Consider the following 25953-nt stretch of genomic DNA (forward strand, 5'->3'; position numbering starts at 1 on the left):
AAGGCCACGTGCCTTGCTTTTTTTATGTGAAGAGCCAATTGAAGACGATGGGGACATACTTGACGAAAAATAGACTCACCGGGACGATGGCAAATGCTCTAAACACCCACATATACCATCCGTTATATTTTCGAGTGAAAAAGATCAACGCACTATATGTGACTGCATTCCCAGTAACATCTGGTTCTTCCATCCCTTGCGCAATAATTTCTTTCCATCCTGGAAGTAGACCCGGCGCAAACGAGGCCGCAAAGTCCGGCGTGATATCGTACTTCAACCGCACATACCAGGCGATTATATACACCGATATGAAAAGCAGTGACCACAGCGTCAGAGCAATATTAAGTAACAGCCCTTTCCAACTCTCACTCCGAAAATAAAACACACCAATTAAAATCAACACGCTAAAGATGACGTTGATAATGAATGGGGGTGAAATCGTCAGGATAGAAAATGTTTCGGCGTACATGATTGTTCCGACCGCTAAATTCGTGTTTTGCTCCATCACCACGTTCTCACTTCATTCACGTGCGGTAATAGCTCATCATACAATTCAACGTATAGTATCCCCATCCCCATGCCAATCCCGAGGAGCAACAGAAGTGCTCCTATGTGCTTTGTCGTCATGCAGACGATGATGACATGAAGCACGAGCGTACCAATAATGCTGTCCACAGTCGTACTATCCCCTGATACAATTCGTTTCGGCTTGATCAGCAAATACATGCCGGCGGTTGATAAAATGATACCTAGACAGACGCTTAAAAATAGAACAGTCGCTAACATCTTTCTTTTAAACTCCTTTATGTATGAAAATACGGTATGTGAAATAATAAATATCTAAAAACTATGAGTTACCTGTTCAAATTTTAGAGCCTGCCTTCCTATATGTCTACCAAAAATTTCAAATGAATGTACGAATGGGCATGATTGTTTATCTCACGACCACATCGCCCCAATAAAAAAACTGCAGACGATTTGTCTGCAGTTCAATCTTACGCGTGGAGTGTGACGTTCAATTCTTCGGCGACCGCCTTGAAGGCAGCGAGCGCACGTTCGAGGTCGTCACGGGTATGTTCCGCCGTCACGATCGTCCGAATCCGGGCCTTGCCTTTCTCGACCGTCGGGAAGGCGATGCTCTGTGCGAACACGCCGTGGTCTTTCAGCTTATCCGAGAATGTGTGCGCGAGCGTCTCTTCACCGAGCATGACCGGTGTGATCGGCGTCGTCGCATGGCCGATATCGAAGCCGAGATCACGAAGACCCGTCTTGAAGAACTCGGTGTTCGCCCAAAGCTTATCGAACAGCTCCTCTTCTTCTTTCATGACACGGATCGCCTCACGGTTCGCCGCGACGACCGCTGGCGGGTGTGACGTCGAGAACAAGAACGGACGTCCCTTTTGAATCAAGAAGTCACGAATGTCGTTCGAGCAGGCGACGTAGCCACCGAGGACACCGATCGCTTTCGACAGCGTCCCGACTTGGAGCGCGACCCGGCCGTCAAGCCCGAAGTGGTTGACCGTACCGCGGCCGTTTTTGCCCAGCACGCCCGAGGCGTGGGCATCGTCGACCATGACCGCCGCGTCATACTTCTCGGCGAGCTCGACGATTTCTGGAAGCGGCGCGATGTTGCCGTCCATCGAGAAGACGCCGTCCGTGACGACGAGACGCGTCCGATAGTCCTGCGTCTCTTTCAACGCCGCCTTTAAATCGGCGAGGTCGGTGTGCTTATAGATGCGGCGAGCCGCTTTCGTCAACCGGATGCCATCGATAATCGAGGCGTGGTTGAGCGCGTCACTGATGACGACGTCCTCCGGACCGAGGAGGGCCGACAAGACGCCGAGGTTCGTCGCGAAGCCCGACTGGAACACGAGCGCCGCTTCCGTATGTTTGAACTCGGCGAGCTCGCGTTCGAACGCCTCGTGCATCTCGAACGTCCCGGCAATCGTCCGGACCGAACCTGTGCCGGCCCCGAACTGTTCGACCGCTTCAATCGCCGCTTGTTTCAAGCGCGGATGGTTGGCGAGTCCGAGATAGTTGTTCGAAGACAGCTGGACGAGCGATTTGCCGTCGATCGTGACTTCGTTCGCTTGCGCCGACTCGAGCGGCACGAGTGAGCGGAACGTGCCCGCTTGTTTCATTTCATTGACTGCTTCTGTAATATGTTCAAATGCCATATCGATTCCCCCTGTTTATGGTAATAAGACCACTTTACCGCACTTCCCGGCCCGCATGAGCTCGAAACCTTGCTCGAACTCCTCGAGCTTGAACACGTGCGTGATAATCGGTTCTACGTTCAGCTGACCTGTCGCGAGTAGCGTCGACACTTGACCCCACGTCTCATACATCTTACGTCCGGTGATGCCCTGAACGCGCACCCCTTTGAAGACGACGTCACGCGTCAAGTCAATGGCGACCGGCTTGGCTGGTAGTGACAACACATTGACGTCCCCGCCGGCCGTGACCATCTTGAACGCCTGGTCGATGGCGACCGGATGCCCGCTCATCTCACAGACGACATCGATGCCGTCCCCATCGGTCTGATCCATGATCAGCTCGAGCGGATTTTGCTCGAGGCTATTGATGACGACGTCCGCCCCCATGTCTTCGGCGAGCTTCAACCGGTACGGGTTGACGTCAATCGCATAGACGCGGCTCGCGCCCGCCGCTTTGGCGACGCCGACGGCCATGAGCCCGATTGGCCCACACCCGACGATGGCGACCGACTTGGCCGACACGTCACTCGCGAGCACTGTATGGACGGCGTTTCCAAGCGGCTCTTGAATCGAGGCGAGCTTGGCCAGCATCGACTCTGGATTGACCCACAAGTTCTCTTCAGGCATGACGACGTATTCAGCGAAACAGCCTTGCGTGTCGACACCGATGATTTTCGTGTTCTTACAGATATGATACTGCCCGCGCAAACACTGTTTACATTGGTGACAGACGATATGAGTCTCGGCCGATACGGTTTGTCCGATTTGGATGCGTTTCGTTCCTTCCCCGAGCGCCACGACTTCCCCCGCGAACTCGTGACCGAACACGTATGGCGGTTTGACCCGGCTCTTTGCCCAGTCGTCCCACTCATAAATGTGGACATCGGTCCCACAAATCGATGTCGCTTTCACTTTGATTAACACTTCCCCGGTTCCTGGTGTCGGGACTGGCACTTCGACCAATTGGGCCCCGAATCCGGCCGTATGTTTTTGAATCGCTTTCATCACAGGTGTCGTTGCTTCCTTCTCTGTCGTAGACACGAGCTGTTCCATTGAAAACGTCCCCCTCTTCATCTCTTAATCGAACTTCACGTTCTCTTTCATCTTGTCATAAAATGACGAACCTGAGAAGATAGAACGTCGATTTTCCAGACAAAAAAGAGAAGCCATCCGCGCCGATGGCTTCTCTTACAAGAATAGGACCTATGTCCCGACCGCAAGCTCATCGTGGTTCGATGATGAGCTTGATTGCCGTTCGTTCTTCTCCGTCAATCATAATGTCGGTGAACGCAGGGATGCAAATCAAATCCAGCCCGCTCGGCGCGACGAAACCACGCGCGATCGCGACCGCTTTGATGGATTGATTGAGCGCTCCAGCGCCGATTGCTTGAATCTCACACGTTCCTTTTTCACGAAGTACGCCAGCGAGTGCACCCGCCACGGAGTTAGGATTCGATTTTGCCGAAACTTTGAGTACGTCCATTCTTGTTTCCCCCTCGGGTAGGTTGTTCAATCAAACCATACGGTCTGATCATCTAGGTGTATGCGTTCGATTTTCGTGGCTCGTTTCGATTGGTCATCGATTGTGATTAAAACTCCATTTAGTTGTTCCCGTCCCTCGGCAACTTCAAACCGGACCGGGAGCTGGGTGATGAATTTTCTTAAGACGACCTCGGCATCCATGCCGAGCACCCCGTCGAGCGGACCCGTCATCCCGACGTCAGTGATGTACGCCGTGCCATTGTTCAGGATGCGGTTGTCAGCCGTCTGAACGTGCGTATGGGTGCCGACGACGGCTTGGACGCGACCGTCAAGGTGATAGCCCATCGCAATCTTCTCACTCGTCGCCTCGGCGTGCATGTCGACGAAAATCGCATCGACCTCGCCGCGAATCTCTTCGACGAGCGCGTCGACGGTGCGGAACGGACAGTCGAGCGACGGCAGGAACACCGTCCCCATCGCGTTGATGACGGCGAGCTTCTTCCCGCCTTGTTTCAACACCATCATCCCGACACCGGGCGTACCGGTAGGATAGTTGGCCGGGCGGACGATGCGGTCGGCATCATCGATCCAGTCAAAGATGTCACGGTTGTCCCAAGTATGATTCCCCATCGTCACGCCGTGGAATCCAAGCTCGAGAAATTGTTGATAGATTTTTTTTGTGATACCGCGTCCGTTGGCTGCGTTTTCACCGTTGACGAGCATGAACGTCGGGCTATATTTGCTTTTTAAGCGTCCGATTTGGGCGCTCAAGATGTCGCGACCTGGTTTTCCGACCACGTCGCCGATAAATAAGATTTTCATAGTCTTGTCCTCCTCCAATAGAAAAAGCGGAGAATGTCTCCGCTCTTGTTACTTCGCATAATCGACGGCACGCGTTTCGCGAATGACCGTCACTTTGATTTGGCCTGGATAGTCAAGCTCATCTTCGATCCGTTTACAGATGTCACGGGCCATCTTGTTCGCCACGACGTCATCGACGACGTCTGGGCGGACGATGATCCGGACTTCACGTCCCGCTTGGATGGCATATGACTTCTCGACGCCTTCGAACGACTCACAGATCGCTTCGAGGCGCTCCAGGCGTCGGATATAGCTTTCGAGCGTCTCTTGACGGGCTCCTGGACGCGCCGCTGACAAGGCGTCAGCCGCTGCGACGAGAACCGCGATCGTCGATGTCGCTTCGACGTCCCCATGGTGCGAGGCGATCGAGTTGATGACGACCGGATGCTCTTTGTACTTCGTGGCGAGCTCGACACCGATCTCGACGTGGCTGCCTTCGACTTCATGGTCGATGGCTTTCCCGATATCGTGGAGGAGACCCGCTCGCTTGGCGAGCGTGACGTCTTCCCCGAGCTCGGCGGCCATCATGCCGGCGAGGTGGGCCACTTCGACCGAGTGGGCGAGCACGTTTTGACCGTAACTCGTCCGGTAACGCATTCGACCGAGCGTCTTGACGAGGTCCGGGTGGACTCCGTGGATGCCGGCTGAGAATGTCGCTTCTTCCCCGTATTCACGGATGCGTTCATCGACTTCACGACGTGATTTCTCGACCATCTCTTCGATGCGGGCCGGATGGATCCGACCGTCTTGAACGAGTTTTTCGAGCGTCATCTTGGCGATTTCACGACGGACCGGGTCAAATCCAGACAGGATGACCGCTTCCGGCGTGTCATCGATGATGAGGTCGATGCCGGTGAGTGTCTCGAGCGTGCGGATGTTACGTCCTTCACGTCCGATAATCCGCCCTTTCATCTCATCACTCGGCAAGTTGACGACTGATACGGTCGTCTCGGCGACGTGTTCGGCCGCATAACGTTGCATCGTGAGAGACAAGAGGTGTTTCGCTTTTTTATCAGCTTCTAATTTTGCTTTTTGCTCGATTTCTTTTTGAAGGAGAGCAGCATCGTGAAGCGCTTCCTGCTTCGCTTCGTCCATGATGATGGTCCGTGCTTCTTCTTTCGACAAGGCTGCCACGCGTACTAGTTCTTGGCGTGCCTCCTCATATAATTCCTCCACTTTGCTCTCGAGCGTTTCCGCTTCACGCTTCCGTTTCGCGAGTGCAGCCTCACGTTCATCCAAGGCGTCTTCTTTCCGTTCAAGCATGTCTGCTTTCCGGTCGAGAAGCTCTTCCTTTTGGACGAAACGATTTTCTTTCACTTTCTGCTCTTCACGTCGTTCGCGCAATTCTTGTTCGGTTTCATTGCGAAGTTGAATCATCTCTTCTTTTACTTCAAGCCGTGCTTCTTTTTGCATCGCTTCCGATTGTTGTCGCGCTTGCTCTACAATCTTGGTCGCTTCCGTCTCGGCACCTTGAATCTTCGCTTCGGCGATCGATTTACGCACAAAAAAACCTGCAACAAAAGCTATCGGCAAAAGGAGGATCAGAATAAGCTCTAATAGCCATTCCATCATGTTCACCTCCCTTTCGCAAGGTTATTTTATTTTTTCATGAATGAAAACGCGAGCGAGCCCGCGTATAGCTTTATTGTACTTATTTACCTGTTAGAATGCAATGCACGGACAGGATAGAACTACCAATTCATCAAAAAAATTATACTAAAAAAATCTCGCCTGAACCATGTCAGGCGAGAAAGGTTACTTACTCTTCGTCTAAAAGTGAGAGGACGTCATCGTTGTCAGCTTCGACTGTGACCGTCTTTTCACCGTTGAGACCGTAGTGGTCGCGGATCCGTTCTTCAACCGATGCGGCCACCGACGGGTTCTCTTTCATATACTGCTTCGCGTTCTCACGGCCTTGACCGAGACGCTCTTCGTTGTACGAGTACCACGCGCCGCTCTTTTGAACAATATCGAGGTCGGCCCCGATGTCGATGAGCTCGCCTTCACGTGAGATGCCTTCGCCGTACATGATATCGACTTCTGCCGTCTTGAACGGTGGCGCGATCTTGTTTTTGACGACTTTGATTTTCGTCCGGTTCCCGACCATGTCTTGACCTTGTTTGAGCGTTTCAGCACGACGGACCTCGAGACGGACCGACGAGTAGAACTTGAGGGCACGACCACCAGGTGTCGTTTCCGGGTTACCGAACATGATTCCGATTTTCTCACGGATTTGGTTGATGAAGATGACGATTGTCTTCGACTTGTTCGTCGCACCAGACAATTTACGGAGCGCTTGGCTCATGAGGCGGGCTTGAAGACCGACGTGTGAGTCTCCCATCTCCCCTTCAATCTCGGCTTTCGGAACGAGTGCCGCAACCGAGTCGACGACGAGGATATCGACCGCACCAGAGCGGACGAGGGCTTCCGCGATTTCAAGGGCTTGTTCCCCTGTATCCGGTTGTGATAAGAGCAACTCATCGATGTTGACGCCCAAGTTTTGTGCGTATTTCGGGTCGAGCGCGTGCTCGGCGTCGACGAAGGCAGCTTGTCCGCCACGCTTTTGAACTTCAGCGATGGCGTGAAGCGCCACCGTCGTCTTACCTGACGATTCAGGTCCGTACACTTCGATAACACGACCACGTGGATAACCACCTGCACCGAGCGCGATGTCAAGGGCGATTGAGCCTGACGGGGTCACCGAAACTTGCTGATCTGTATTTTCACCGAGGCGCATGATTGAGCCTTTACCGAATTGTTTCTCAATTTGGCGTAATGCCATTTCTAACGCTTGTTTACGATCACTCATAGATTAATGAGCCTCCTTTGATTGATACTTTCATTATAAGCGAAGCGAAGACGATACACAAGTTTTTTGCGAACGTTTATTCGCCTTTTTTCATTTGTTGCAGGAGCGCCCACATTCCGTCTTTCGTAGCCCGGGCTTGAATGACATGCCGCTCTTGATGCGGGTAATCACGTTCAATCACGTCAATCCCGTCCGGTGACCGGATGCCGATGAACACTTTTCCGACCGGCTGACCCGAATTTGACGTCGGACCGGCCTCGCCGGTGAACGCCAGCCCATAATCCGTTCCGGTCTGACGCGTCAGACCGAGGATCATTTCAAAGGCGACTTCTTTTGAGACGACCGAGTGTGAATCAATTGTATCAAGGGACACCCCTAAAAACCTATTTTTTAGCTCGTCGGAGTACGTGACGACCCCGCCCTTGAACACCGAGGATGCTCCTGGAACGGCCGTGAGCATCGCTTGGGCTTGACCGCCCGTGAGCGATTCGGCAATCGACAGCGTCGCCTGACGCGCTTGTAACTCGTGAATCAGCCGTGCGGCGAGCGTATCGTCGTCCGAACCGAAGTAAAAGTGACCGACCCGCGCCAAAATATCCTGTTTGACCCGTTCAATCATCTCCCGCGCCACGGTCTCAGTATCGGCGCGGGCGCTGATGCGCAGTCGTGCCTCGCCCGATTCGGCGTACGGGGCGACCGTAGGGTTCGACCCGGTCATCAAATCGGCGACGGCCGCGTCGAGCGCCGACTCGCCAATCTCATAAAAGCGCAGCGATTCAGAGACGATGGTCATCCCGCCGAATTTTTCTGGGAACGTGGCGTCGACGATCGCTTTCATCTCCCACGGGACACCCGGTAACAACAGCCATGTCGGTTCGTCCTCGATCCACATCCCGGGCGCGAGACCGACCGGGTTGGTGAGCACTTCGGCCCCGGTCAAGACGTCGGCTTGCCGCGCGTCCCCTTCGTTCGGCTCGCGTCCGCGCGAGGCGACGAAGCGACGGATCGTCTCGAGCGATGCCTCGTCACGGATGAGTGGACGGCCGAGCACCTCGGCGAGTGTCGTCTTCGTGATATCATCCGCCGTCGGCCCGAGCCCGCCGGTGACGATGACGAATTCACTTCGTGATCGCGCTTGTTCGAGTGTCGCTCGCAAACGTTCCTGATTATCTCCGACGACTACATGATACAGCACGGACAACCCATATTTCGACAGCTGTTCTGATAAGTAACGGGCGTTCATGTTCGTGATTTCCCCTAAGAGCAGTTCAGAGCCTACCGCAATGATTTCGGTGCGTTTCATCCAAATTCCTCCCCCAATAAAAAAACGAGCTGTTCGGCCAAGCTGAACAACTCGTCTATGCCGATGGTTACATCGACTTTACAATGATCTTATAGTTTTGTGCGAAATATTCGGCCCCTGAGTAAATGGTCAAGACGAGCGCGAGCCACATCGCCCATTCGCCGAACGGGATGCCGACATAGCTGAAAATCGGGTTGCCGAACAGCAGGAAGATGATGGCAAAGAGTTGGACCCATGTCTTCGCTTTGCCCGACTTCCCGGCCGCGACGACGATTCCTTCATCGGCCGCCACGAGACGAAGTCCCGTCACCGCGAACTCACGCGAGAGAATGACGACGACGACCCATGCCGCGACGAGATCCATCTCGACGAGCAGGACGAGTGCCGCCGTGACGAGTAGTTTGTCAGCGAGCGGATCCATGAATTTCCCAAAGTTGGTGACCAAGTTGTGCTTCCGGGCGAGATGCCCGTCAAGCCAGTCAGTGATAGCGGCAATCGTAAAGATGACCGCGGCGATGAATTGATGGAGCGGTACGTCCGCCCCGAGGAAAGCGATGTCTCCCCAATCAAAATCTACGGCGAGTAAGACGACGAACACGGGGATGAGCAACACCCGTAACATCGTCAAACGGTTAGGTAGGTTCATCGAGAACTCCTCCTCTAGAAGGAGAGTCAACTTATTCTGCGTCGACTCTCTTTACAAATATATTTTGTGTGACCGGCGAGTCGGCTAATTCAAGCTCCCGGCCATTGACAACAATTTTCTCGACCCCACCGATCAAGCCGATTCGGATGCGAAGCGTATCCGTCTCCGCGTCCTCGATTACAATCGGGTTTTGTTTCGATTGGTTCGGATATTCCGGAGCGAGGAACGCTCCCTCGAGTGAGGTGTCCCGAACACCGACATATGTCGCCGGCGACTCTTTCACATGAATCTCCGTCGTCAGTTTATCGGCCGTCGCGATCTCATATGTGAGGTCTGCCCCGTTCGTCGACGCGACTGCAATCGGTCCCGTCTCTTCTGCCGGTTCTTCTTCGACCGGTTCTTCGGCCGGCGGTTCTTCTTCGACCGGCTCTTCTTCCGGCACGTCCTTGTTTTGATCAATGGTTACACCCGAGTTCGTCTGTTCAGCCGGTGACGCGTTTTGGTCGCCGAAATCAAGGTTTCGGACGACGTAATAGACGGCCGTCATCAACAGGAACGCGACGAGCACGAGCATGACTTTCGGTACCCAACGCGAGACACGGCTCGACGTCTCGGACGCTTTCGAATAGGTTTGCTTTCGCGATAATTGAACGGTCGGTTGCGGCTCGATTTTCGGCAAGTCTTTCGCATACGTCTCGTACAGTTCATCGACATCAAGTCCTAACGATTCCGCATACGTTTTAATGAACGCCCGTGCATAGAACGAGCCAGGGAGATTTTTGTAATCACCTTCCTCGATCGCGATGATATAGCGTTTTTGAATCTTCGTCGTCTGCTGGATTTGGTCGAGCGTCAAACCGCTCGCCTCACGCCTTTGTTTCAAAAAAGTCCCTAGTTCTGTCACAGGGGTCCACACCTTCCATTCAAGTAGTTATTCAAACCATTCTGCCTCACGATGTGTCTCTTGAGGAATGATAATCTCCTCATCTTGTGAGTTCCTCAGTTCGATGATGTAATCAAAGTCTTCGAACACGCAATCGGTGTTGCGCACGTATAGGTCCGGATGCTCGATGACTTTCACGGACGGCAACCGCATGACTTCTCGAATCAATTGACGATGGCGTTCATCCATCGTCCGGGTCGAGACGGCACCGTCGATGATATAGACGTGGTCCCCTTCGCGTTCTTCTTCGAACAACGAGGTCCTCACCGTCTGCTTCATGAGCGTCGATGACAGGAACAGCCAGCGCTTGTTCGCACAGACGCTCGCCGCAACAATCGACTCGGTCTTTCCGACACGCGGATTGCCGCGCACCCCGATCAACAAGTGCCGTTCTTCTTTCATCAGTTCGGCGACGAAGTCGACGAGGACACCTAAGTCCTCGCGGACGAATTTGAACGTCTTCTTGTCGTCATTGTCGTGCTCGATGTAGCGCCCATGTCGAATCGCGATTCGGTCTCGAAGCTTCGGTCGCCGGAGCTTGATGACGACGATGGCTTCCATCTTGCGCAAAATATGTTCCAGACGATGGACGTGATCCGCGGCCGGGGCCTTTAACAGCATGCCGCGGCGCTGGAGATCGACGCCGTTAATCGTCACGATTGAGATTTGAAGCATCCCCATCAGGGAAGCGATATCCCCCAGGATACCGGGCCGATTTTGGCAAAGTTCATATTCGAGATACCATTCTTCGAACTTATGATCCATCTCGTCCACCCTTTCCGATGTGTGCTCGCTACCTTGTTCATTCTAAATTATTTTAGAAGAATTGAAAAGAACTCGTTTCAGTCGTGGCGACAAAGTTTTATACCCAACCGCCATCGATGCGGAGCACGGCACCCGTCATATAGGCGGCGGCAGGAGAGCAGAGGAAACGAATCGTCTCCGCCACGTCCTCAGGTCCGCCTAACCGGCCGAGCGGAATCTCCTCACGGGCGGTTTGTTTCGTCTCTTCTACGGTATCATTCATCGGAGTGTCAATCCACCCCGGCGTGACCGCATTGATGCGGACATGGAACGGTCCCGCCTCACGGGCGAACGCTTTGACGAATCCGAGCTGGGCGGCCTTGACCGTCGAATAGAGGACTTCCCCGGCCGCACCAACCTCACCCCAGACGCTCGAGACGACCACGATGTCCAGGGGGCGGTCGTACGCTTTTTGCCCGACGACGTGCTGCACGAGCCGGACCATCGAGCGGACATGAATCCGGTACAGCCGATCGAGTTCGAGGAGCGACTGGTCGACGAGCAACCCGTAGGCATGATTGCCGGCGACGTGGATGATGCGGTCGACCGGTCCGAGTGTGCCGAGCCAAGCCTCGAGCCCGGCCACATCATCGAGGTCACACGTGACGACGTCAGCCGTCAGTCCTTCGCTCGCGACGAATGCACGGAGCGATTCTGCTTGCGTATGCGCCTGCAAGATGAGGTCATCGTCTCGGAACGACAGGGCGACGGCACGGCCGATCGCCCCGCTCGCTCCCGTGATGAGCGTCGTCACGGTTTCTTAACGATGCAGACGGTCCGGTGATCGGCTTGGAATAGACGGTCATACGCGGCGTACAGATCGTCGAGTGAAATCGCATCGAGCAAATCAGGGATGTCGAACATGTTGCCGCCGCTGAGCGCGTAACGTGAGAACTGGTTGGCGATGAACTCCGGTGAGTTGAGTGCCTTCAAAAACTGTCCTTTCATCATGCGCTTCTTGCGATCGAGCGTCTCGGCGCCGAGTTCGAGCGGACGCTCGAGGGCGGACGTGATACGGTCGACGAACGGCTCGACGTGCGGCGTCTCCATCGACAGGACGGCGAAGGCGAACGTCTCTTCTGACGTATAGTCGAACGAGAACGCGTCATCGATCAATCCTTCGGCATACAGTTCCGCGTAGAGCGGCGCCGTCGTGTCGAACAAGGCGTGCATGAGGAGCTCGACGATGAGCTCTTGCTTCATGCCGTCCTTGCCGGTGAGCGGTGTATCCTTATATCCGATCATCACTTTCGGGACGGAGACGTCCATCTCGATGATGCGTTCGGCCAGATGCACCGTCTCCGGCTCTTCGATTTCTTCCCGCGCCGTCAACAGCGGCTGCGGGAACGTCTTCGCCGCCTGGTTGGCGGTGATTTCGGCGAGAATCGCGTCCGGGTCGATATTCCCGACGACGAACAGCACCATGTTGCTCGGATGATAAAACGCTTGGTGGCAACGATACAAATCGTCCGCCGTGATGGCACTGATCGAGTCGATCGTCCCGGCGATATCGATTTTGACCGGGTGTTCGGCGTACATCGCCTCAATCAAACCGAAGTAGAGCCTCCAACCTGGATTGTCTTGATACATCTGAATCTCTTGACCGATGATGCCTTTCTCTTTTTCGACCGATGCTTCTGTAAAGTACGGCGCTTGGACGAAGTCGATTAACGTCTTCAAGTTCTCACTGACGTTCGACGTCGCACCGAATAAATATGCCGTCCGGGTGAACGACGTGAACGCGTTCGCCGACGCACCGAGGCGTCCGAATTGTTGGAACACGTCGCCGTCCTCTTTCTCGAACATCTTATGCTCGAGGAAGTGGGCGATTCCGTCCGGTACGTCGACCCAGTCCTCTAGCTTGAACCGACGATCAATCGACCCGTATTTGGTCGTGAACGTGGCGTACGTTTTCTCATAGCCGGTCTTTTTCAATAAGTAAACCGTCAATCCGTTCTCGAGGACGGTATAATGTAGCGTCTCTCCGACGTTAGGAAAATCGAGTTTCATGCGGTTCCCCCCTTTAAACAATAGACGGCCTGTAGCGTCAATCGGTTCGCGAGCGCGGCCACGTCTTGACGCGACGTCCGTTCGATAATCGCCATCTCTTCGTCGAGCGAGAACGGACGGATGTCCGAACCGCTCATCCAAGCAATCAATTGACGCGGATTGTCGCCGAGTTGACGACGCTGATGGAATAACATCGCTTTCGTCTGTTCGAGCGTCTCATCCTCGAACGTGCCGGCTTGAAGGTCGACTAGCTGGTCGGCGATAATCGCCTCGGTCTTGGCCTGGTTCGAGGCATCGATTCCGGCGTAGACGAACAGCATCCGGCTGAGCGAGCTATACTGCGAGGCCGCGTAATAGGCCAAGCTCTCTTTTTCGCGGACGTTCATGAACAGTTTCGAGTGCGGGAAGCCGCCGAATAAGCCGTTGACGACTTGCATCCGGACGGCGTCCTCACTTCTCGGGTCGATGTCGACTTGATAGGCAAGGTGCAACTTGCTCTGATTGATGGCTTGATGTTCCTCGAGCCGTTGAAACTCACGGTCGACCGGCTGGGGATACTCCCGAACGAGACGTTCTCCGAGCCCTTCGAGCGGGGCGAACGCGTCCGTCACTTGTTCACGACTGACGTCTCCGACGACATAAACGTCGACGCGGTCGTGACGGATCATCGATTCATACGCTTCGAACAACGTCCGAGGTGTCACGTGCTCCAACTGGTCAAGTGTCCCAAGCGATGGGATGGCGAGTTCTCCGCCGAGCAGCTCTTGCAGACGTTGTTGGGCAAAGCGCATCTTGTCATCGTATACCGATTCGATCCGTTGACGCTGAAGGCGGGTCTCTTGCTCAACGATGAGCGGTTGGAACGCCCCGTCATAGGCGTTCGGACGAAGTAGCACTTCCTCGAGCAGTTTGATGGCTTGAGCTAGCACCGGTTCGCCGACGAGTTCGTCGTTCACGACTTCAAGCTGGAACTGGATGATATGCTCTTTGCCGACTTTCGAGGCCCCGGCGTACAGGCTTGCGTCATACAGTTGTTCGAGCGGTGTATGGAACAGTTCGATCGACGGATAGGCTTCCGTCGCCTTCTCCATCACATACGGCAACAAGGCGCGGGCTGCAATCGTCTCAGGCGACAATGGCGCCGCGAACGAGACGAGACATGTCGTCGTCTTGAATTTTTGGGTCGGGTAGACCGAATAGTGCAATCGCTGTTGAAATTGTTCGATTCCTTTCATAACTGGATCTACTCCTTCTTCTTTTTCGTTTTAAAGACATCGGCACCGCGGGCATATTCTTGGTCGGGCACACCGGCCACGACGTTGGCGTAACGGGCCGCAGTAAATAAGTAATCACTCAATCGATTGTAGTACGGGAGTTGACGGACGGCCGCATCGACATTGACAAGTTCTCGTTCGACACGGCGACAGACGGTGCGCGCCACATGCAGGCTTGCCGCTCCGACACTGCCTCCCGGCAAAATGAACCGGACGAGCTCAGGACATTTGGCCTCAAGCTCGTCAATCCACGTCTCAAGCTCCGTGACGATTACTAAATCGACTTGTTGCGGCGGGTCATGTTTATACATCAGCTCCGAGCCGAGATCGAACAAGTCGTGCTGGATTCGTGTCAATTGGGTCCGGAGCGTCTCGTCCGTCTGATGGGCGAGCGCGAGACCGATCTGACTGTTCAACTCATCTAACAGTCCCATCGCCTGGATGTGGGGATGGACTTTCAAGACGCGTCCACCGATGAGCGACGTCTCGCCCTTGTCCCCGCCTCGTGTGTACAGTTTCATGTCATTTCCTCCTTTAGCCACAAATGGTGACCCATAGGAGTCACCATTGTCGTTATACCTGCGGTTGCGTGTACGGGAGACGGATTGTGAACGTCGTCCCTTCGTCGAGCGCGCTTGAGACGTCGACCGTGCCGTGATGGGCATCGATGACGTTCTTGACGATGGCGAGACCGATTCCGGTACCTGCCTTGCCGCCGCTCGTCCGTGCTTTATCCGCTTTGTAGAACCGTTCGAACACGAACGGTAAATCTTCTTTCGGGATGCCGCTGCCCGTGTCGGACAGACGGATCATGAAGCCGGTCTCTTCTGCGCTCGCTTCGAGTCGAATCGAACCGGACTCGGTATGTGCGATGGCATTGCCGATTAAATTCGTGAACACTTGTTCCAATCGGTCCCCGTCCGCCTCAATCGTGTGACGCGGAGCCTCAGTCGAGAGGGTGATCCCTTTCTCGTTCGCCATCTGGTTGAACTTGCGCATGACGCGCGGTAAAAACTCACCGAGGTCGAACGTCGCGAATTGCATCGTCTCTTTGCCCGATTCAATCCGTGCCAAGTCGAGTAAATCGTTGACGAGACGGGCGAGCCGGAGTGACTCATCATAGATGATGGAAGCGAATTCTTTCGTCGCATCATCACTCTCGGTCATGCCGTCGATAATCGCCTCGGAATACCCTTGGAGTGTCACGAGCGGGGTCCGGAGTTCATGGCTGACGTTGGCGACGAAATCGGTCCGCATCTTGTCGAGGCGATGGCTCTCTGTCGTGTCACGGATGACGACGACGGCCCCTTCGAAATCGTCCTCGCCAAGAAGCGGTGTCACGGTCAACGTGTAATAATGGTCGTGCTGTTTCACTTCAATCGTCTTCTCCGGAGCCCCGGCGACGACGTCCTCATAGAGCGACAACACGACTTCGTGCGGTTGCTCGTCAATGAGGAGCGGTTGGGCTTGAGGATTCGTCACGATGACGTTCGCATGGCGGTCGAGGGTGATGACCCCATCGGCCATCGACCGTAAAATCGAGGCCAATTGTAGCCGTTCCCGATCGAGCGCGTTCACATACGTCGACAGCTGGCTGCTCATCGCGTTGAACGAGCCGGCCAGTTCGCCGATCTCATCGTTCGACTTTTGAACGAGGCGCAGGTCGAACTGCCCTTCCCCTGTCTTGTTGACGGCGTCGCGCATCTCCCGGAGCGGTGCCGTGATGCGCGTCGATAAGAAGAACGCGAACACGGTCGTGACGATGATGGCCGAGGCGACCGTCCAAAAGATGATCGTCCGGGCCCCTTCGTTCGCACTCGAGATCGCATCAAGCGGTTCAATCAAATAAAGCGTATACTCGCCCGTCTCGAGTGAGAACGTCGTCCGGTATGCGAGCGCGGCCTGGTCGTCAAACGACGAGAAGTTCCCGATCGACGTCTCTCCGACGGCTTGATACGCTTCCCAGTCTTGACGTCCGAGTTCGGTCATGAGCCCATCGACTTCGGTCCCGAAATTCGAGCGGACCGTCCCGTTCTCCAATATATAGTTGGCGCCGTACACTTCGATGATTTGATCAACCGTCCGCGATGCGTCCCCTTCTTGGAGCAGTACGGATTGAACTTGTCCCCCGAGTTTGGCCAAATGGCCTCGTTCCTGATCGATATGAAACGAGTTGAAAAACTCGAGCATCAGAACGGAGACGATGAACAAGATAAGACTGACCAATACGAGAATCGTCAACCACAGCTTTGTGACGATGCTATTGCGGCGAATCATCACTCACTGACGACTTCGAACTTGTAACCGACACCCCATACCGTCGTAATCATGTGCGCGGCTTCTGGAGAGACCCGGTTCAACTTTTCCCGGAGTCGCTTCACGTGTGTGTCGACCGTTCGAAGGTCTCCAAAGAATTCATAGTTCCAGACTTCTTTTAATAGCTGTTCCCGTGAGAACACTTTGTCAACTTGCTTGGCCAAGAAGAACAACAGTTCATATTCTTTCGGCGTGAGCGCAATCTCTTCTCCGTCGACCGTGACACGGTGCGCGTCGTTATCGATCGTCAAATGCGGGAAGACGATTAAGTCTTTTGATTTTTCAGCCGTACGTAAATATTTGGTCGATCCTGAACGGCGGAGGAGCGCCTTGACGCGCAGGACGACCTCACGCGGGCTGAACGGTTTGACGATATAATCGTCGGCCCCGACCTCGAACCCTTGGACACGGTCGACTTCTTCCCCTTTCGCCGTCAACATGATGACCGGCGTCGCTTTCGATTTGCGAAGTTCGGTACACACCTCGACACCGTCCATTTTCGGCATCATCAAATCGAGCAAGATGACATCGAAATTATGCTCGAGGGCGAGCTGTAACGCCTCTTCCCCGTTCGTCGCTTCGACAATCACGTACTGTTCCCGTTCCAAATACATTTTTAATAGTCGGCGAATTCTTTCCTCGTCGTCGACCACTAAAATTTTTGTTTTATTAGCCATCCACTAAACCTCCTAATCGAACCATTACAAGATGTAGCGTTTGTTGCACAATTGTGAACATTTCGCTCTCTTTCATAACTATACCACTCTATTATTTGGCTTCACAACGGTCAGTTGATAGCGCCATGAAAAAAGAAGCCACCGGAGTGACTTCTTTGTTTACGCATATGAATGCAAACCGGCGATGACAAGGTTGACGAAGACGAGGTTGAACATGATGACGGCGAATCCACCGACACAGAGCCAAGCCGCTTTCGTTCCCGTCCAGCCACGCTGGATCCGCATATGCAAGTAATAGATATAGATGAGCATCGTGATGAGCGCCCACACTTCTTTCGGGTCCCAGCCCCAGAAACGGTTCCAGGCGATTTGGGCCCAAATCATGGCGAAGATGAGGCCCCCGAGAATGAACACCGGCAAGCCGATGGCGATCGAACGGTAACTGATCTCGTCAGCGAGGTCGAGGTCGACCTTTTTCGCGAGCGGCTGTAACGCCTCGGCGACGCGCTTGCGTAAGATGACGAAACGGAGCAGCACATAAATCACAGCGCCGGCGATGACCGACCAGATGAGTGTGTTCAATTTCAACGTGTTGATGAACGTCGGCAACTCGAGTGACAAGCCGCTGGCACCAGAGACAAGTTGCGCCCCTTCCGGTACGAACAGCATCGGCATGAAGTACTCATACGACTCTTGCGTTCCGCGGTCGTTCGTGAACTCGACGACGCCACCGGCACCAATCGCCTTGAAGAGCATCGAGACGAGAATGAAGCCGAGCGTACACATGAGCACGAACATCGTGACTTCGAGCCATGTCCGAGACTTCGACTGCTCGCGCATCGACGTCTCGTTCAGCAAGAAGATGAGGCCTGATGCAAAGCTGATGGCCAGAATCCCTTGTCCGAGCGCTGCGGTCGTGACGTGAATCTTCAACCAGACACTGTTCAAGGCTGGGATGAGCGGTGCCACTTCGCTCGAGAACATCGAGGCGAAGGCGATGACGAGCAAAGCCACCGGCATGGCGAACAACCCGAGCACATCATTCTTATAAATGCCATACACGACGAGGAAGCCAAGCACCATCATCATTCCGAAGAACGTCGTGTATTCGTATAGGTTCGATACCGGCGCATAGCCGACCCCGACCCACCGTAAAATAAAATATCCCATTTGGGCGATAAAGCCGATGACCGCCAGCATGAACGCATATTTTCCATAGGCGATACGGTTGACGTTGCGGTCTTTGCGCATCCCGCTGACCGCGATTGTGAACAACACAGTCGCGACAGCGTACAGGATGAACGCGATGAAGAGCAAACGACTGCTCCACTGAATCCAATCCATTATGATTCCCCTCTTTCATTGGTTGAGTTGTCGTCTGTCTTTTTTTCAAACCGTGCCTGATCTTCCCAGATCGGCAGGCCATGTTTCTCTAGGAGCGGTGTGATTTCGCGGTTAAGTGAAGATGGGTTCTTGTTCGTGAAACCGGCGACAAGCACGTCCGTTTCGCCGTGACGGCGAATCCAGATGCGACGGTGCGGCCAATACATACCCATTACAATCCCGACCATGAAGATGATTCCACCGACGATTAACACTGGATACGTCGAGTCACTCTTGACGCGAAGACCGCTCGTGCTCGCCATCTCCGTCCCGGCGAATTGGACCGCATAGCGATTCTCCTCGTCGGCAACGTTCAAGCGAATCCCGATCAAGTTCGATTCGGTCGTGCCGTCCGGTGTGTCAATCGCCATGAAGAAAGCCGGGTTGAGCGCCCGTGGCGATTTCGTATTCGGCTGACCGTCCTTGACTTCAAAGTCCGGGTATAAGTCGTTCAGTTTGACCGTGACGTCACCGAGGTCGTATGTCGTCTCCGGATTTGTCAAATCGACCGTGAACGGTCCGTATACGTCGCCTGTCTCTTTATCAGCGACGTTGAATGACATTGACAAGAACTCTGGACGACTCGAATACTGTTCTTGATACACTTCATATTTTTCAAACTTGAACGGATGGTTCACTTTCGTCGAACCGGTATCGACTTCCTCGAGTTGCGGCGATCCGTCCTCGTTCGTTCCGGTCTTCTTGAACAGCGTCAATTCCGTCTCATAGTTTTTTGGGACAGCACCCGCTTTTTCGATTGCCTCGGCAAACTTCGCATCTTCGGCGTTGTTTTCCGGATCATACATTTCTAAAATAAATTGATCATTGCGGAGATAATACTTATCATCCGTCGCCTCGAGCGGAACCGTATCGCCTTCGCGCACCCATTCGAGCGTGTCCGTATGGAATGCCGGAAAGACGCGTAGCATCGCCCCGATGAAGAAGATGACGAGCCCGATGTGGTTGACGTATGGGCCCCAACGGCCAAAACGGTATTTTTCGGCGAGTAAGGCGTCGCCGTCACGCTTCACTTGATAGCGCTTCGCTTTTAAGGCGTCGCCGAACGCATCGATTTGTTCGTCCGAACCTTTTCCCTCTCCAATCAGACGTTGTCCGCGCATGAAGCGATCGGTACGTCGGACCGGCTGGTTTTTCAACGCTTTATATAGCGGGAAAAATCGGTCGATTGACACGACGATGAGCGATAAAGTCAGCATGACGATCAACGTGATGTACCACCACGATGTATAGAGGTTATGGAATCCTAACGTGTAATAAATCGTTCCCGGTGTCCCGTACTCGTCCGTATAATACTGGCTCGCCGGCAACTGTTGCGGAATATACATCTCTTGCGGGAAAATCGTTCCGACCGCCGATCCGACGATGATGAGCCCGATGAGCCACAGACCGACCTTGACCGATGCAAAAAAGCTCCACACCCGATCAATCCATGACCGTGGACGACGCTTCGATCGTAAATCGGCGCCGTCGTATTTCATATCTAGCATATGTGCGCCCCCCGTTCGCTTACAATGACTTTTCGGCCAACTCCATCAGTTTCTCTTTCGTGAGTTCACCTTCGTACTTTTCAATCACTTTGCCATCCGCATCGATGACGAATGTGACCGGCAAGTTATAAATCCCGTACGCCTTCTCGACTTCGCTGCGCGTGTCCATCAAAATCGGGTAGTCGAGCTTGACGCCGAGGTCGTTCACAAAATTATCGACCCGGAGCGGTGTCTCACCGACATTGACCGCCCAAAAATCGACGCCCATGTCTTGAAGGGCTGCATAGTTGTCCTGAACGACCGGCATCTCTTTCTCGCACGGTTCACAGAACGTGCCCCAGAAGTTCAAGAGTAGCCCTTTGCCGTCGTATGTTTCACGCTCGACCATCGTTGTCCCGTCTAAACTGACGAGCTTGAAGTTCGGCGCATCGTCACCGGCCTCGACCCGTCCGTCGTTACCGGCTTGTTCAATCAATTGCATGATGACGACCGCTCCTGCGAACAGGACCATCGTCATGATCATGAGCCGCCAAAATGACCGTTTTTTCTTATGGGCCATCGCCTGATTCATGCGATCACCCGACTTTGTTTCTTTCGTCATGAGTTCACACCATCCTTCAGTTGTTATTGTACTGAAAAAACACCAAAAACGCACATTAACAGACTTTTTTCATCTTTTTGTCACACAATCTCCACAAACTAAAAAATCATCCTATCTCAGGACGATTTTTTAGTTGTTATTTTTTCTTTTTCTTGCCTCGTTGTACAGGGGGTACGGTCGGGTTGGCAAGTTCACGCAACTTGGATACTTCTTTGCGTGACAGTTCACGCCATTCGCCCGTCGTGAGACCGTCGAGCGTCAAGAAACCGAACTGTTCGCGCTTCAATTTGATGACTTCCGAACCGACTGCTTCGAGCATGCGGCGGATTTGACGGTTATGGCCTTCCGAGATGACGATTTCTAGAATGGCCGAGTTTTTCTTATGGTCGACCGTCTTCATCTTCACTTGGGCACTGCCCGTCTTATATCCATCATCGAGCTCGACGCCCGACTCGAGTTGTTTCATCGCGATATACGAAGGAATGTTCTTCACTTTCGCCACATAGCGTTTCGGGATTTTGAACTTCGGATGGGTCATCATGTTCGAGAACTCTCCATCGTTCGTCAAGATGATGAGTCCCGTCGTGTTATAGTCGAGACGTCCGACCGGGAAGACACGTGATCCGGGTGGGACGAGGTCGGTGATTACTTTACGACCTTTATCGTCTTCGACCGTCGAGACGTAACCGCTCGGCTTGTAGAGGACATAGTAGACATGCTCTTCTTGTTCGATTTTCACACCGTCGACTTCGACTTCAGACTTCGGTCCGACTTTCGTCCCGAGTTCGCGCACGACTTTCCCGTTGACGCGGACCCGTCCATCTAAAATCATTTCTTCGGCTTTGCGCCGTGAGGCGACACCTGCTTGGGCAATCACTTTTTGTAAACGTTCCATTTATTCATTCTCCAATCTATCTTGCATAATCGCAGACGGCTGGCCGAAGAACAAATCGCCTTCGTCCGAGAGCTCGTCTCCAAACGTTAATGGGGGCAATTCATCAAGTGAATTAAACCCGAAATGGTCCAGGAAATGCTCGGTCGTGCGGTACAACTTGGCCCGTCCGATCGTCTTGGCCCGTCCGGCCGACTCAATCAACCCTTTTGATAACAGCGTATGGATGACGCGTTCGACTTTGACGCCCCGAACTTCTTCGATATCGGCCCGGGTGACCGGTTGCTTGTACGCGATGATGACGAGCGTCTCCATCGCTGCCCGAGACAAGGCTTGTTCGGCCATCGTGCCGACGTAACGCTGAATATACTCGGATACCTCGGGCACCGTCACGAGCTTGTACACGCCCGCCGATTCAATCAATTGGAACGGGCGACCGGAGTCTTTAAACGATACTTCTAGCTTACTCAACTGTTCGCGGGCGGCGGCTTCCGAAATGTCGAGTGTATCCGCGAGGGCACGCACTTCCATCCCTTCTTCGCCGACAACGAACAGTAGACTCTCAATAATCGTTTCATAAGACAGCAACGGCTTCATTCCTTTCCTTTGATGATTCGACGAACGAGATTTGAATGTCCCGTTCTTCTTGTTTGGTCGTGACGACACGCAACTTGATTAGCTCAAGCAACGCCATGAACGTGACGACGAGGTCGGAGACATCGGGCCGCTCCTCAAAAAACGAAAAGAACGAGGTCGTCCCTGCTGCCGAGACGTGCTCGTGCAACCGCGTCATCTGCTCTTCGAGCGTCCGTTCTTCGCGTTTGATCGTCTTCTTACGGCGTTCTTTCCACCGCTTGCGCTCGACCATCTTCGAATAGGCGTGCAACAAGTCCGAGAAGTTGAGCGGTCCGTCGTACGGTTGGACGAGGTCGGACATATAGCGCGTCAAATCTTGGCCCGGGCGGCTGTACAGTTCGAGCCGAGACTCTTCCTGCTCGCGCATGAACACGACCGCTTCTTTATAGGCCTTATATTCAATCAACTGTCGAATCAACCCTTCGCGGGTCGGTTCTTCGCCGAAGTCAGGAATGTCATCCTCTTCGACCGGTACCGGTGGCAACAGCTGCTTGCTCTTCAATTGGAGCAACGTCGCCGCCATGACCAAATACTCACTGGCCACATCGAGCTCAAATTTTTGCATCGCCCGGATAAAGGCGACATACTGGTCCGTGACCTCGGAGACAGAGATGTCCGCGATGTCGAGCTCCATCTTGCCGATCAAGTGGAGCAGCAAGTCGAGCGGACCTTCGAACGTATCGATTTTGACGTTGTACGCTTCCATAGAGACACCTGCCATTTACATTTTTGCGCTTTAGTATAACATGTTTTGTAGTACCGTGACCACGAAAGGAGAAATTTGATGTCAACGCCTTTAATCCAGTATACGCTCTTGTTTGAATGCCATGCCGATTATTTCGAATGCCACGAAGTGCTCGAGGAAGCTTGGCAAGACGGAGGCCGTCAAGATTTAGGTTACGCCGCCTTGATTCAGTACGCCGTCGCCCATTACCATGCCCGCCGCGGCAATATGGCCGGGGCGAAAAAGAGCATCGCGGCGTTGCAGCAAAAGCTTGGATTGGCCGCGACCGAGCTCGAGGGGCACGGCATCGACGTGGACGCGTTCGCCAAGGACCTGGGTCGTTGGCCGCTTCCCGAGACGCTCCCGCTCGACAACCCGACGCGGCAACGAATCGAGCGTTTGAAGCCCACTTTCGAACCGACGACGCTCACGTTTGACGAGCTCGTCCATAAACATATATATCGAGACCGAACACCGGTCGTCAACGAGCGTCTCCGGGCGCTCGAGGCACGCAAAAAAGCTAGGCGCTGAGCCTAGCTTTTTTAGATTGCGACTTGATTCCATTTATCGAGCAAGTCCCCGGTCTTGCCTCGACCGACGAGCGTCAAGTCGAGCGGCAATAAGTTGCGGGTCTCATCGAGCAGTTCGTAAGAACGCTTCTCGCCGCGGAACGACGGAGACAGCGCGATATGATGGATGATCATCGTCGTCTCTTGTTGCTCCATCCCGATAATCCCGACGAAGTCTTCCCCGACTCTCCAGAGATAAAGGAATTTGGCAGGATCATCTTCATAGGACCGAACGAGGTCGAGCAAGGCGAGCGGAGATTTGTCGCTACATGAGAACGCGAGCAAGCCCATCGCCGTCTTTTCGTACGATTGTTTGTATTTCACCAGCATTGCTGGTTTCACCACCTTTAGTCATTCATGTTTCACTAAGTGAACACGTGAGAGACATGGCTCATTGTGCCATAACGTTCAGGCAGAAATCAATTCTCGTCCCAAACTTTAACTTCGGCCATCTTCGTGCCTTGACGAAGTTTGACCGCGTGCTCAAGACCAGACGTCACTTTTCCGAAGACCGTGTGGACACCGTCGAGATGTGGTTGTGGCTCATGGACGATAAAGAACTGTGACGAGCCCGTGTTGCGTCCGGCGTGTGCCATTGAAAGCGAACCCGCTTCATGTTTGTATGGGAACGATGTCGATGTCTCACATGGGATCGTCTTGCCTGAACCGCCCATGCCTGTCCCGTCTGGGCAACCGCCTTGGCTGACGAAACCTGGGATGACCCGGTGGAACGTCAAACCGTTATAGAAGCCGCTGTTCGCGAGCTCCTCGAAGTTGTCGACCGTGATTGGTGCCGCATCGTGGAACAAGTCGAATTCGATCATTTCGCCGTTCTCTAATTTCATAGATCCTTTTTTCATGAAAAGTTACCCCTTTATGTTCATATTGTCATTCTCACTCACACATTGCCCATTCTATCAAAAAAAACCGTCTGTCTCCACTATTTTGTGGAAACAGACGTTCTGACTTGCCGCTTACTGGATGACGGCGTGGACGAGTGGACGCGCCGTCGGCTCTGTCGCACCGATTGTGTACGCGTGGTCCATCCGCTCGAGCGCAGATGTCATGTCTTCTTTGTTCGAACGGAGCACGGCGATCACGTCACCGGCCTCGACCTTGTCACCGACTTTCTTCTCGAGCGTGATACCGGCCGCGAAGTCGAGCTGATCATCTTTTGTCGCGCGACCTGCGCCGAGGAGCATCGCTGCCACACCGACTTCGTCAGCGATAATCGACTCGACGTAACCTGCTTGTTTCGCGACGAACGTCGTCTCATACTTCGCTTGCGGAAGTTTCGACAAGTCATCGACGAGCGACGCGTCGCCACCTTGTGCCGCTACGAACTGCCGGAACACTTCGAGGGCATGACCATCCGCCATCCGTTTCTCCAGGTCAGCATACGCCTCGTCGAACGTCGGATAGAACTCGCCGAGTACAGCCATATGGCCGGCAATCGTGAGGGCGATCGTCTTCAAGTCGTTCACGTCTTTGCCCGAGAGGACTTCGATCGCTTCTTTCACTTCATTCGCGTTCCCGATTTCGAAACCGAGCGGCTGGTCCATGTCCGTGATGACGGCAACCGTTTGACGGCCGACGTTCTTCCCGATGGCAACCATCTCTTCAGCAAGCGCTTTTGCATCATCGAACGACTTCATGAACGCGCCTGAACCCGTCTTGACGTCGAGGACGATACTGTCGGCACCGGCCGCGATTTTCTTCGACATAATCGAACTCGCGATGAGCGGGATTGAATCGACCGTCGCCGTCACGTCACGGAGTGCGTAAAGACGTTTGTCGGCAGGCGTCAAGTTACCCGTCTGACCGATAATGGACATCTTGATATCGTTTACTTGCTTCGTGAACTGTTCTTCCGTCAACTCGACGTTGAAGCCAGGGAACGATTCGAGCTTATCGATTGTCCCGCCCGTGTGGCCGAGACCGCGCCCGCTCATCTTCGCGACCGGAATGCCGATTGACGCGACGAGCGGAGCGACGATTAAGCTGATTTTGTCACCGACACCGCCGGTCGAGTGTTTATCGACTTTTTTACCTTGGATGTTCGACAAATCGATGACGTCACCAGATTTGACCATCTCCATCGTCAAGGCTGCCGTCTCTTTCTCTGTCATGCCGTTAAAGTAAATCGCCATTGAAAGGGCCGACATCTGATAGTCAGGGATCGTCTCGTTCGTGAAGCCTTCGATGATGAAGCGAATCTCCTCTTCGTTTAATTCGCCACCGTTACGTTTTTTCAAAATCAAATCGACCATGCGCATAAGTTTCGTCCTCCTAATTGGGT

At 53.7% G+C, this 25953-nt stretch carries 28 protein-coding genes; 1 reads left to right on the forward strand and 27 read right to left on the reverse strand.

From position 1 onward, the window contains the following. Positions 1 to 22 precede the first annotated feature (22 nt). The 24 genes from KNP80_RS00485 to KNP80_RS00600 form a co-directional block, all read right to left on the reverse strand. Positions 23 to 505, reverse strand: coding sequence for a hypothetical protein (locus tag KNP80_RS00485; RefSeq protein ID WP_214831779.1), 483 nt, complete (start codon positions 503 to 505; stop codon positions 23 to 25). Continuing rightward, a complete protein-coding gene (locus KNP80_RS00490; RefSeq protein WP_214831781.1) occupies positions 505 to 675 on the reverse strand; it encodes a hypothetical protein in 171 nt (56 codons plus the stop codon). Before KNP80_RS00490 ends, KNP80_RS00485 begins: the two co-directional genes overlap by 1 nt. 320 nt (positions 676 to 995) lie before the next feature. Then, complete coding sequence (locus KNP80_RS00495; RefSeq protein ID WP_214831783.1) at positions 996 to 2177, reverse strand: glycine C-acetyltransferase; 1182 nt, start codon at positions 2175 to 2177, stop codon at positions 996 to 998. 15 nt (positions 2178 to 2192) lie between these two features. After that, positions 2193 to 3269: an L-threonine 3-dehydrogenase gene (tdh, locus tag KNP80_RS00500; protein WP_214831785.1), complete on the reverse strand. Its 1077-nt coding sequence runs from the start codon at positions 3267 to 3269 to the stop codon at positions 2193 to 2195. A 169-nt stretch (positions 3270 to 3438) separates the two neighbouring features. Then, the gene (locus KNP80_RS00505; RefSeq protein WP_012726477.1) at positions 3439 to 3699 is read right to left on the reverse strand and encodes a stage V sporulation protein S; all 261 of its coding nucleotides are present in this window, start codon (positions 3697 to 3699) and stop codon (positions 3439 to 3441) included. 26 nt (positions 3700 to 3725) lie between these two features. After that, positions 3726 to 4520 carry a TIGR00282 family metallophosphoesterase gene (locus KNP80_RS00510; RefSeq protein ID WP_214720407.1) on the reverse strand — a complete coding sequence of 265 codons (795 nt, stop codon included), beginning with the start codon at positions 4518 to 4520 and terminating at the stop codon, positions 3726 to 3728. A gap of 48 nt (positions 4521 to 4568) precedes the next feature. After that, a complete protein-coding gene (gene rny, locus KNP80_RS00515) occupies positions 4569 to 6131 on the reverse strand; it encodes a ribonuclease Y (RefSeq protein WP_029595337.1) in 1563 nt (520 codons plus the stop codon). A 187-nt stretch (positions 6132 to 6318) separates the two neighbouring features. Next, entirely contained in the window at positions 6319 to 7368 is a 1050-nt protein-coding gene (recA, locus tag KNP80_RS00520) for a recombinase RecA (protein WP_021067612.1), read from the reverse strand. A 76-nt stretch (positions 7369 to 7444) separates the two neighbouring features. Further along, positions 7445 to 8671 carry a competence/damage-inducible protein A gene (locus KNP80_RS00525; protein WP_214831786.1) on the reverse strand — a complete coding sequence of 409 codons (1227 nt, stop codon included), beginning with the start codon at positions 8669 to 8671 and terminating at the stop codon, positions 7445 to 7447. 67 nt (positions 8672 to 8738) lie between these two features. Then, a complete protein-coding gene (pgsA, locus tag KNP80_RS00530; protein WP_021067614.1) occupies positions 8739 to 9317 on the reverse strand; it encodes a CDP-diacylglycerol--glycerol-3-phosphate 3-phosphatidyltransferase in 579 nt (192 codons plus the stop codon). A gap of 31 nt (positions 9318 to 9348) precedes the next feature. Next, positions 9349 to 10200, reverse strand: coding sequence for a helix-turn-helix domain-containing protein (locus KNP80_RS00535; RefSeq protein ID WP_251128796.1), 852 nt, complete (start codon positions 10198 to 10200; stop codon positions 9349 to 9351). A gap of 48 nt (positions 10201 to 10248) precedes the next feature. Continuing rightward, on the reverse strand, positions 10249 to 11025 hold the full coding sequence (locus KNP80_RS00540; RefSeq protein WP_021067616.1) for a YmfK family protein: 777 nt from the start codon (positions 11023 to 11025) through the stop codon (positions 10249 to 10251). A 97-nt stretch (positions 11026 to 11122) separates the two neighbouring features. Next, positions 11123 to 11818, reverse strand: a complete 696-nt coding sequence (gene ymfI / locus KNP80_RS00545) for an elongation factor P 5-aminopentanone reductase (protein ID WP_214831790.1) — start codon at positions 11816 to 11818, stop codon at positions 11123 to 11125. Beyond that, a complete protein-coding gene (gene yfmH / locus KNP80_RS00550) occupies positions 11815 to 13074 on the reverse strand; it encodes an EF-P 5-aminopentanol modification-associated protein YfmH (RefSeq protein WP_214831792.1) in 1260 nt (419 codons plus the stop codon). The genes ymfI and yfmH overlap by 4 nt, the downstream gene beginning before the upstream one ends. Then, positions 13071 to 14309 carry an EF-P 5-aminopentanol modification-associated protein YfmF gene (gene yfmF / locus KNP80_RS00555; protein ID WP_214720411.1) on the reverse strand — a complete coding sequence of 413 codons (1239 nt, stop codon included), beginning with the start codon at positions 14307 to 14309 and terminating at the stop codon, positions 13071 to 13073. The genes yfmH and yfmF overlap by 4 nt, the downstream gene beginning before the upstream one ends. 8 nt (positions 14310 to 14317) lie before the next feature. Further along, on the reverse strand, positions 14318 to 14869 hold the full coding sequence (locus KNP80_RS00560; protein ID WP_214831794.1) for a cob(I)yrinic acid a,c-diamide adenosyltransferase: 552 nt from the start codon (positions 14867 to 14869) through the stop codon (positions 14318 to 14320). A 52-nt stretch (positions 14870 to 14921) separates the two neighbouring features. Beyond that, complete coding sequence (locus tag KNP80_RS00565; RefSeq protein WP_214831796.1) at positions 14922 to 16625, reverse strand: sensor histidine kinase; 1704 nt, start codon at positions 16623 to 16625, stop codon at positions 14922 to 14924. After that, positions 16625 to 17341, reverse strand: a complete 717-nt coding sequence (locus tag KNP80_RS00570) for a response regulator transcription factor (RefSeq protein WP_021067622.1) — start codon at positions 17339 to 17341, stop codon at positions 16625 to 16627. Before KNP80_RS00570 ends, KNP80_RS00565 begins: the two co-directional genes overlap by 1 nt. A 159-nt stretch (positions 17342 to 17500) precedes the next feature. Further along, entirely contained in the window at positions 17501 to 18685 is a 1185-nt protein-coding gene (gene ccsB, locus KNP80_RS00575; RefSeq protein WP_214831798.1) for a c-type cytochrome biogenesis protein CcsB, read from the reverse strand. Continuing rightward, on the reverse strand, positions 18685 to 20232 hold the full coding sequence (resB, locus tag KNP80_RS00580) for a cytochrome c biogenesis protein ResB (RefSeq protein ID WP_251128797.1): 1548 nt from the start codon (positions 20230 to 20232) through the stop codon (positions 18685 to 18687). Before resB ends, ccsB begins: the two co-directional genes overlap by 1 nt. A 19-nt stretch (positions 20233 to 20251) precedes the next feature. After that, positions 20252 to 20833 carry a redoxin domain-containing protein gene (locus KNP80_RS00585; RefSeq protein ID WP_214720414.1) on the reverse strand — a complete coding sequence of 194 codons (582 nt, stop codon included), beginning with the start codon at positions 20831 to 20833 and terminating at the stop codon, positions 20252 to 20254. Positions 20834 to 20969: 136 nt separating this feature from the next. Next, positions 20970 to 21728: a pseudouridine synthase gene (locus KNP80_RS00590; RefSeq protein WP_021067626.1), complete on the reverse strand. Its 759-nt coding sequence runs from the start codon at positions 21726 to 21728 to the stop codon at positions 20970 to 20972. Next, a complete protein-coding gene (gene scpB / locus KNP80_RS00595; protein WP_214831800.1) occupies positions 21729 to 22322 on the reverse strand; it encodes an SMC-Scp complex subunit ScpB in 594 nt (197 codons plus the stop codon). After that, positions 22300 to 23067, reverse strand: a complete 768-nt coding sequence (locus KNP80_RS00600) for a segregation and condensation protein A (RefSeq protein WP_214720415.1) — start codon at positions 23065 to 23067, stop codon at positions 22300 to 22302. The genes scpB and KNP80_RS00600 overlap by 23 nt, the downstream gene beginning before the upstream one ends. 78 nt (positions 23068 to 23145) lie before the next feature. On the opposite strand from KNP80_RS00600, the gene KNP80_RS00605 reads away from it, so the two are divergent. Beyond that, complete coding sequence (locus tag KNP80_RS00605; RefSeq protein WP_214720416.1) at positions 23146 to 23616, forward strand: DUF309 domain-containing protein; 471 nt, start codon at positions 23146 to 23148, stop codon at positions 23614 to 23616. Between the two features lie 11 nt (positions 23617 to 23627). Here the strand turns inward: KNP80_RS00605 and KNP80_RS00610 are convergent, their stop codons facing one another. The 3 genes from KNP80_RS00610 to KNP80_RS00620 form a co-directional block, all read right to left on the reverse strand. Further along, positions 23628 to 23984 carry a GCN5 family acetyltransferase gene (locus tag KNP80_RS00610; protein ID WP_214720417.1) on the reverse strand — a complete coding sequence of 119 codons (357 nt, stop codon included), beginning with the start codon at positions 23982 to 23984 and terminating at the stop codon, positions 23628 to 23630. A gap of 89 nt (positions 23985 to 24073) precedes the next feature. After that, positions 24074 to 24514 carry a peptidylprolyl isomerase gene (locus KNP80_RS00615; protein WP_029334855.1) on the reverse strand — a complete coding sequence of 147 codons (441 nt, stop codon included), beginning with the start codon at positions 24512 to 24514 and terminating at the stop codon, positions 24074 to 24076. A 114-nt stretch (positions 24515 to 24628) separates the two neighbouring features. Then, the gene (locus KNP80_RS00620; RefSeq protein WP_214756568.1) at positions 24629 to 25930 is read right to left on the reverse strand and encodes a pyrimidine-nucleoside phosphorylase; all 1302 of its coding nucleotides are present in this window, start codon (positions 25928 to 25930) and stop codon (positions 24629 to 24631) included. Between the last annotated feature and the right edge of the window lie 23 nt (positions 25931 to 25953).

The sequence above is a fragment of the Exiguobacterium sp. E4787 genome, assembly GCF_018618375.1.
Taxonomy (GTDB): Bacteria; Bacillota; Bacilli; order Exiguobacteriales; family Exiguobacteriaceae; genus Exiguobacterium; species Exiguobacterium chiriqhucha.

What these genes read in the sequence shown, in the direction of transcription:
- KNP80_RS00485 (WP_214831779.1), bottom strand. Translation starts at nt 505, where the DNA reads ATGGAGCAAAACACGAATTTAGCGGTCGGAACAATCATGTACGCCGAA.
- KNP80_RS00495 (WP_214831783.1), bottom strand. Translation starts at nt 2,177, where the DNA reads ATGGCATTTGAACATATTACAGAAGCAGTCAATGAAATGAAACAAGCG.
- tdh (WP_214831785.1), bottom strand. Translation starts at nt 3,269, where the DNA reads ATGGAACAGCTCGTGTCTACGACAGAGAAGGAAGCAACGACACCTGTG.
- KNP80_RS00505 (WP_012726477.1), bottom strand. Translation starts at nt 3,699, where the DNA reads ATGGACGTACTCAAAGTTTCGGCAAAATCGAATCCTAACTCCGTGGCG.
- KNP80_RS00510 (WP_214720407.1), bottom strand. Translation starts at nt 4,520, where the DNA reads ATGAAAATCTTATTTATCGGCGACGTGGTCGGAAAACCAGGTCGCGAC.
- rny (WP_029595337.1), bottom strand. Translation starts at nt 6,131, where the DNA reads ATGATGGAATGGCTATTAGAGCTTATTCTGATCCTCCTTTTGCCGATA.
- recA (WP_021067612.1), bottom strand. Translation starts at nt 7,368, where the DNA reads ATGAGTGATCGTAAACAAGCGTTAGAAATGGCATTACGCCAAATTGAG.
- KNP80_RS00525 (WP_214831786.1), bottom strand. Translation starts at nt 8,671, where the DNA reads ATGAAACGCACCGAAATCATTGCGGTAGGCTCTGAACTGCTCTTAGGG.
- pgsA (WP_021067614.1), bottom strand. Translation starts at nt 9,317, where the DNA reads ATGAACCTACCTAACCGTTTGACGATGTTACGGGTGTTGCTCATCCCC.
- KNP80_RS00540 (WP_021067616.1), bottom strand. Translation starts at nt 11,025, where the DNA reads ATGGATCATAAGTTCGAAGAATGGTATCTCGAATATGAACTTTGCCAA.
- yfmH (WP_214831792.1), bottom strand. Translation starts at nt 13,074, where the DNA reads ATGAAACTCGATTTTCCTAACGTCGGAGAGACGCTACATTATACCGTC.
- yfmF (WP_214720411.1), bottom strand. Translation starts at nt 14,309, where the DNA reads ATGAAAGGAATCGAACAATTTCAACAGCGATTGCACTATTCGGTCTAC.
- KNP80_RS00560 (WP_214831794.1), bottom strand. Translation starts at nt 14,869, where the DNA reads ATGAAACTGTACACACGAGGCGGGGACAAGGGCGAGACGTCGCTCATC.
- KNP80_RS00565 (WP_214831796.1), bottom strand. Translation starts at nt 16,625, where the DNA reads ATGATTCGCCGCAATAGCATCGTCACAAAGCTGTGGTTGACGATTCTC.
- KNP80_RS00570 (WP_021067622.1), bottom strand. Translation starts at nt 17,341, where the DNA reads ATGGCTAATAAAACAAAAATTTTAGTGGTCGACGACGAGGAAAGAATT.
- ccsB (WP_214831798.1), bottom strand. Translation starts at nt 18,685, where the DNA reads ATGGATTGGATTCAGTGGAGCAGTCGTTTGCTCTTCATCGCGTTCATC.
- resB (WP_251128797.1), bottom strand. Translation starts at nt 20,232, where the DNA reads ATGCTAGATATGAAATACGACGGCGCCGATTTACGATCGAAGCGTCGT.
- KNP80_RS00585 (WP_214720414.1), bottom strand. Translation starts at nt 20,833, where the DNA reads ATGACGAAAGAAACAAAGTCGGGTGATCGCATGAATCAGGCGATGGCC.
- KNP80_RS00590 (WP_021067626.1), bottom strand. Translation starts at nt 21,728, where the DNA reads ATGGAACGTTTACAAAAAGTGATTGCCCAAGCAGGTGTCGCCTCACGG.
- scpB (WP_214831800.1), bottom strand. Translation starts at nt 22,322, where the DNA reads ATGAAGCCGTTGCTGTCTTATGAAACGATTATTGAGAGTCTACTGTTC.
- KNP80_RS00600 (WP_214720415.1), bottom strand. Translation starts at nt 23,067, where the DNA reads ATGGAAGCGTACAACGTCAAAATCGATACGTTCGAAGGTCCGCTCGAC.
- KNP80_RS00605 (WP_214720416.1), top strand. Translation starts at nt 23,146, where the DNA reads ATGTCAACGCCTTTAATCCAGTATACGCTCTTGTTTGAATGCCATGCC.
- KNP80_RS00610 (WP_214720417.1), bottom strand. Translation starts at nt 23,984, where the DNA reads ATGCTGGTGAAATACAAACAATCGTACGAAAAGACGGCGATGGGCTTG.
- KNP80_RS00615 (WP_029334855.1), bottom strand. Translation starts at nt 24,514, where the DNA reads ATGAAAAAAGGATCTATGAAATTAGAGAACGGCGAAATGATCGAATTC.
- KNP80_RS00620 (WP_214756568.1), bottom strand. Translation starts at nt 25,930, where the DNA reads ATGCGCATGGTCGATTTGATTTTGAAAAAACGTAACGGTGGCGAATTA.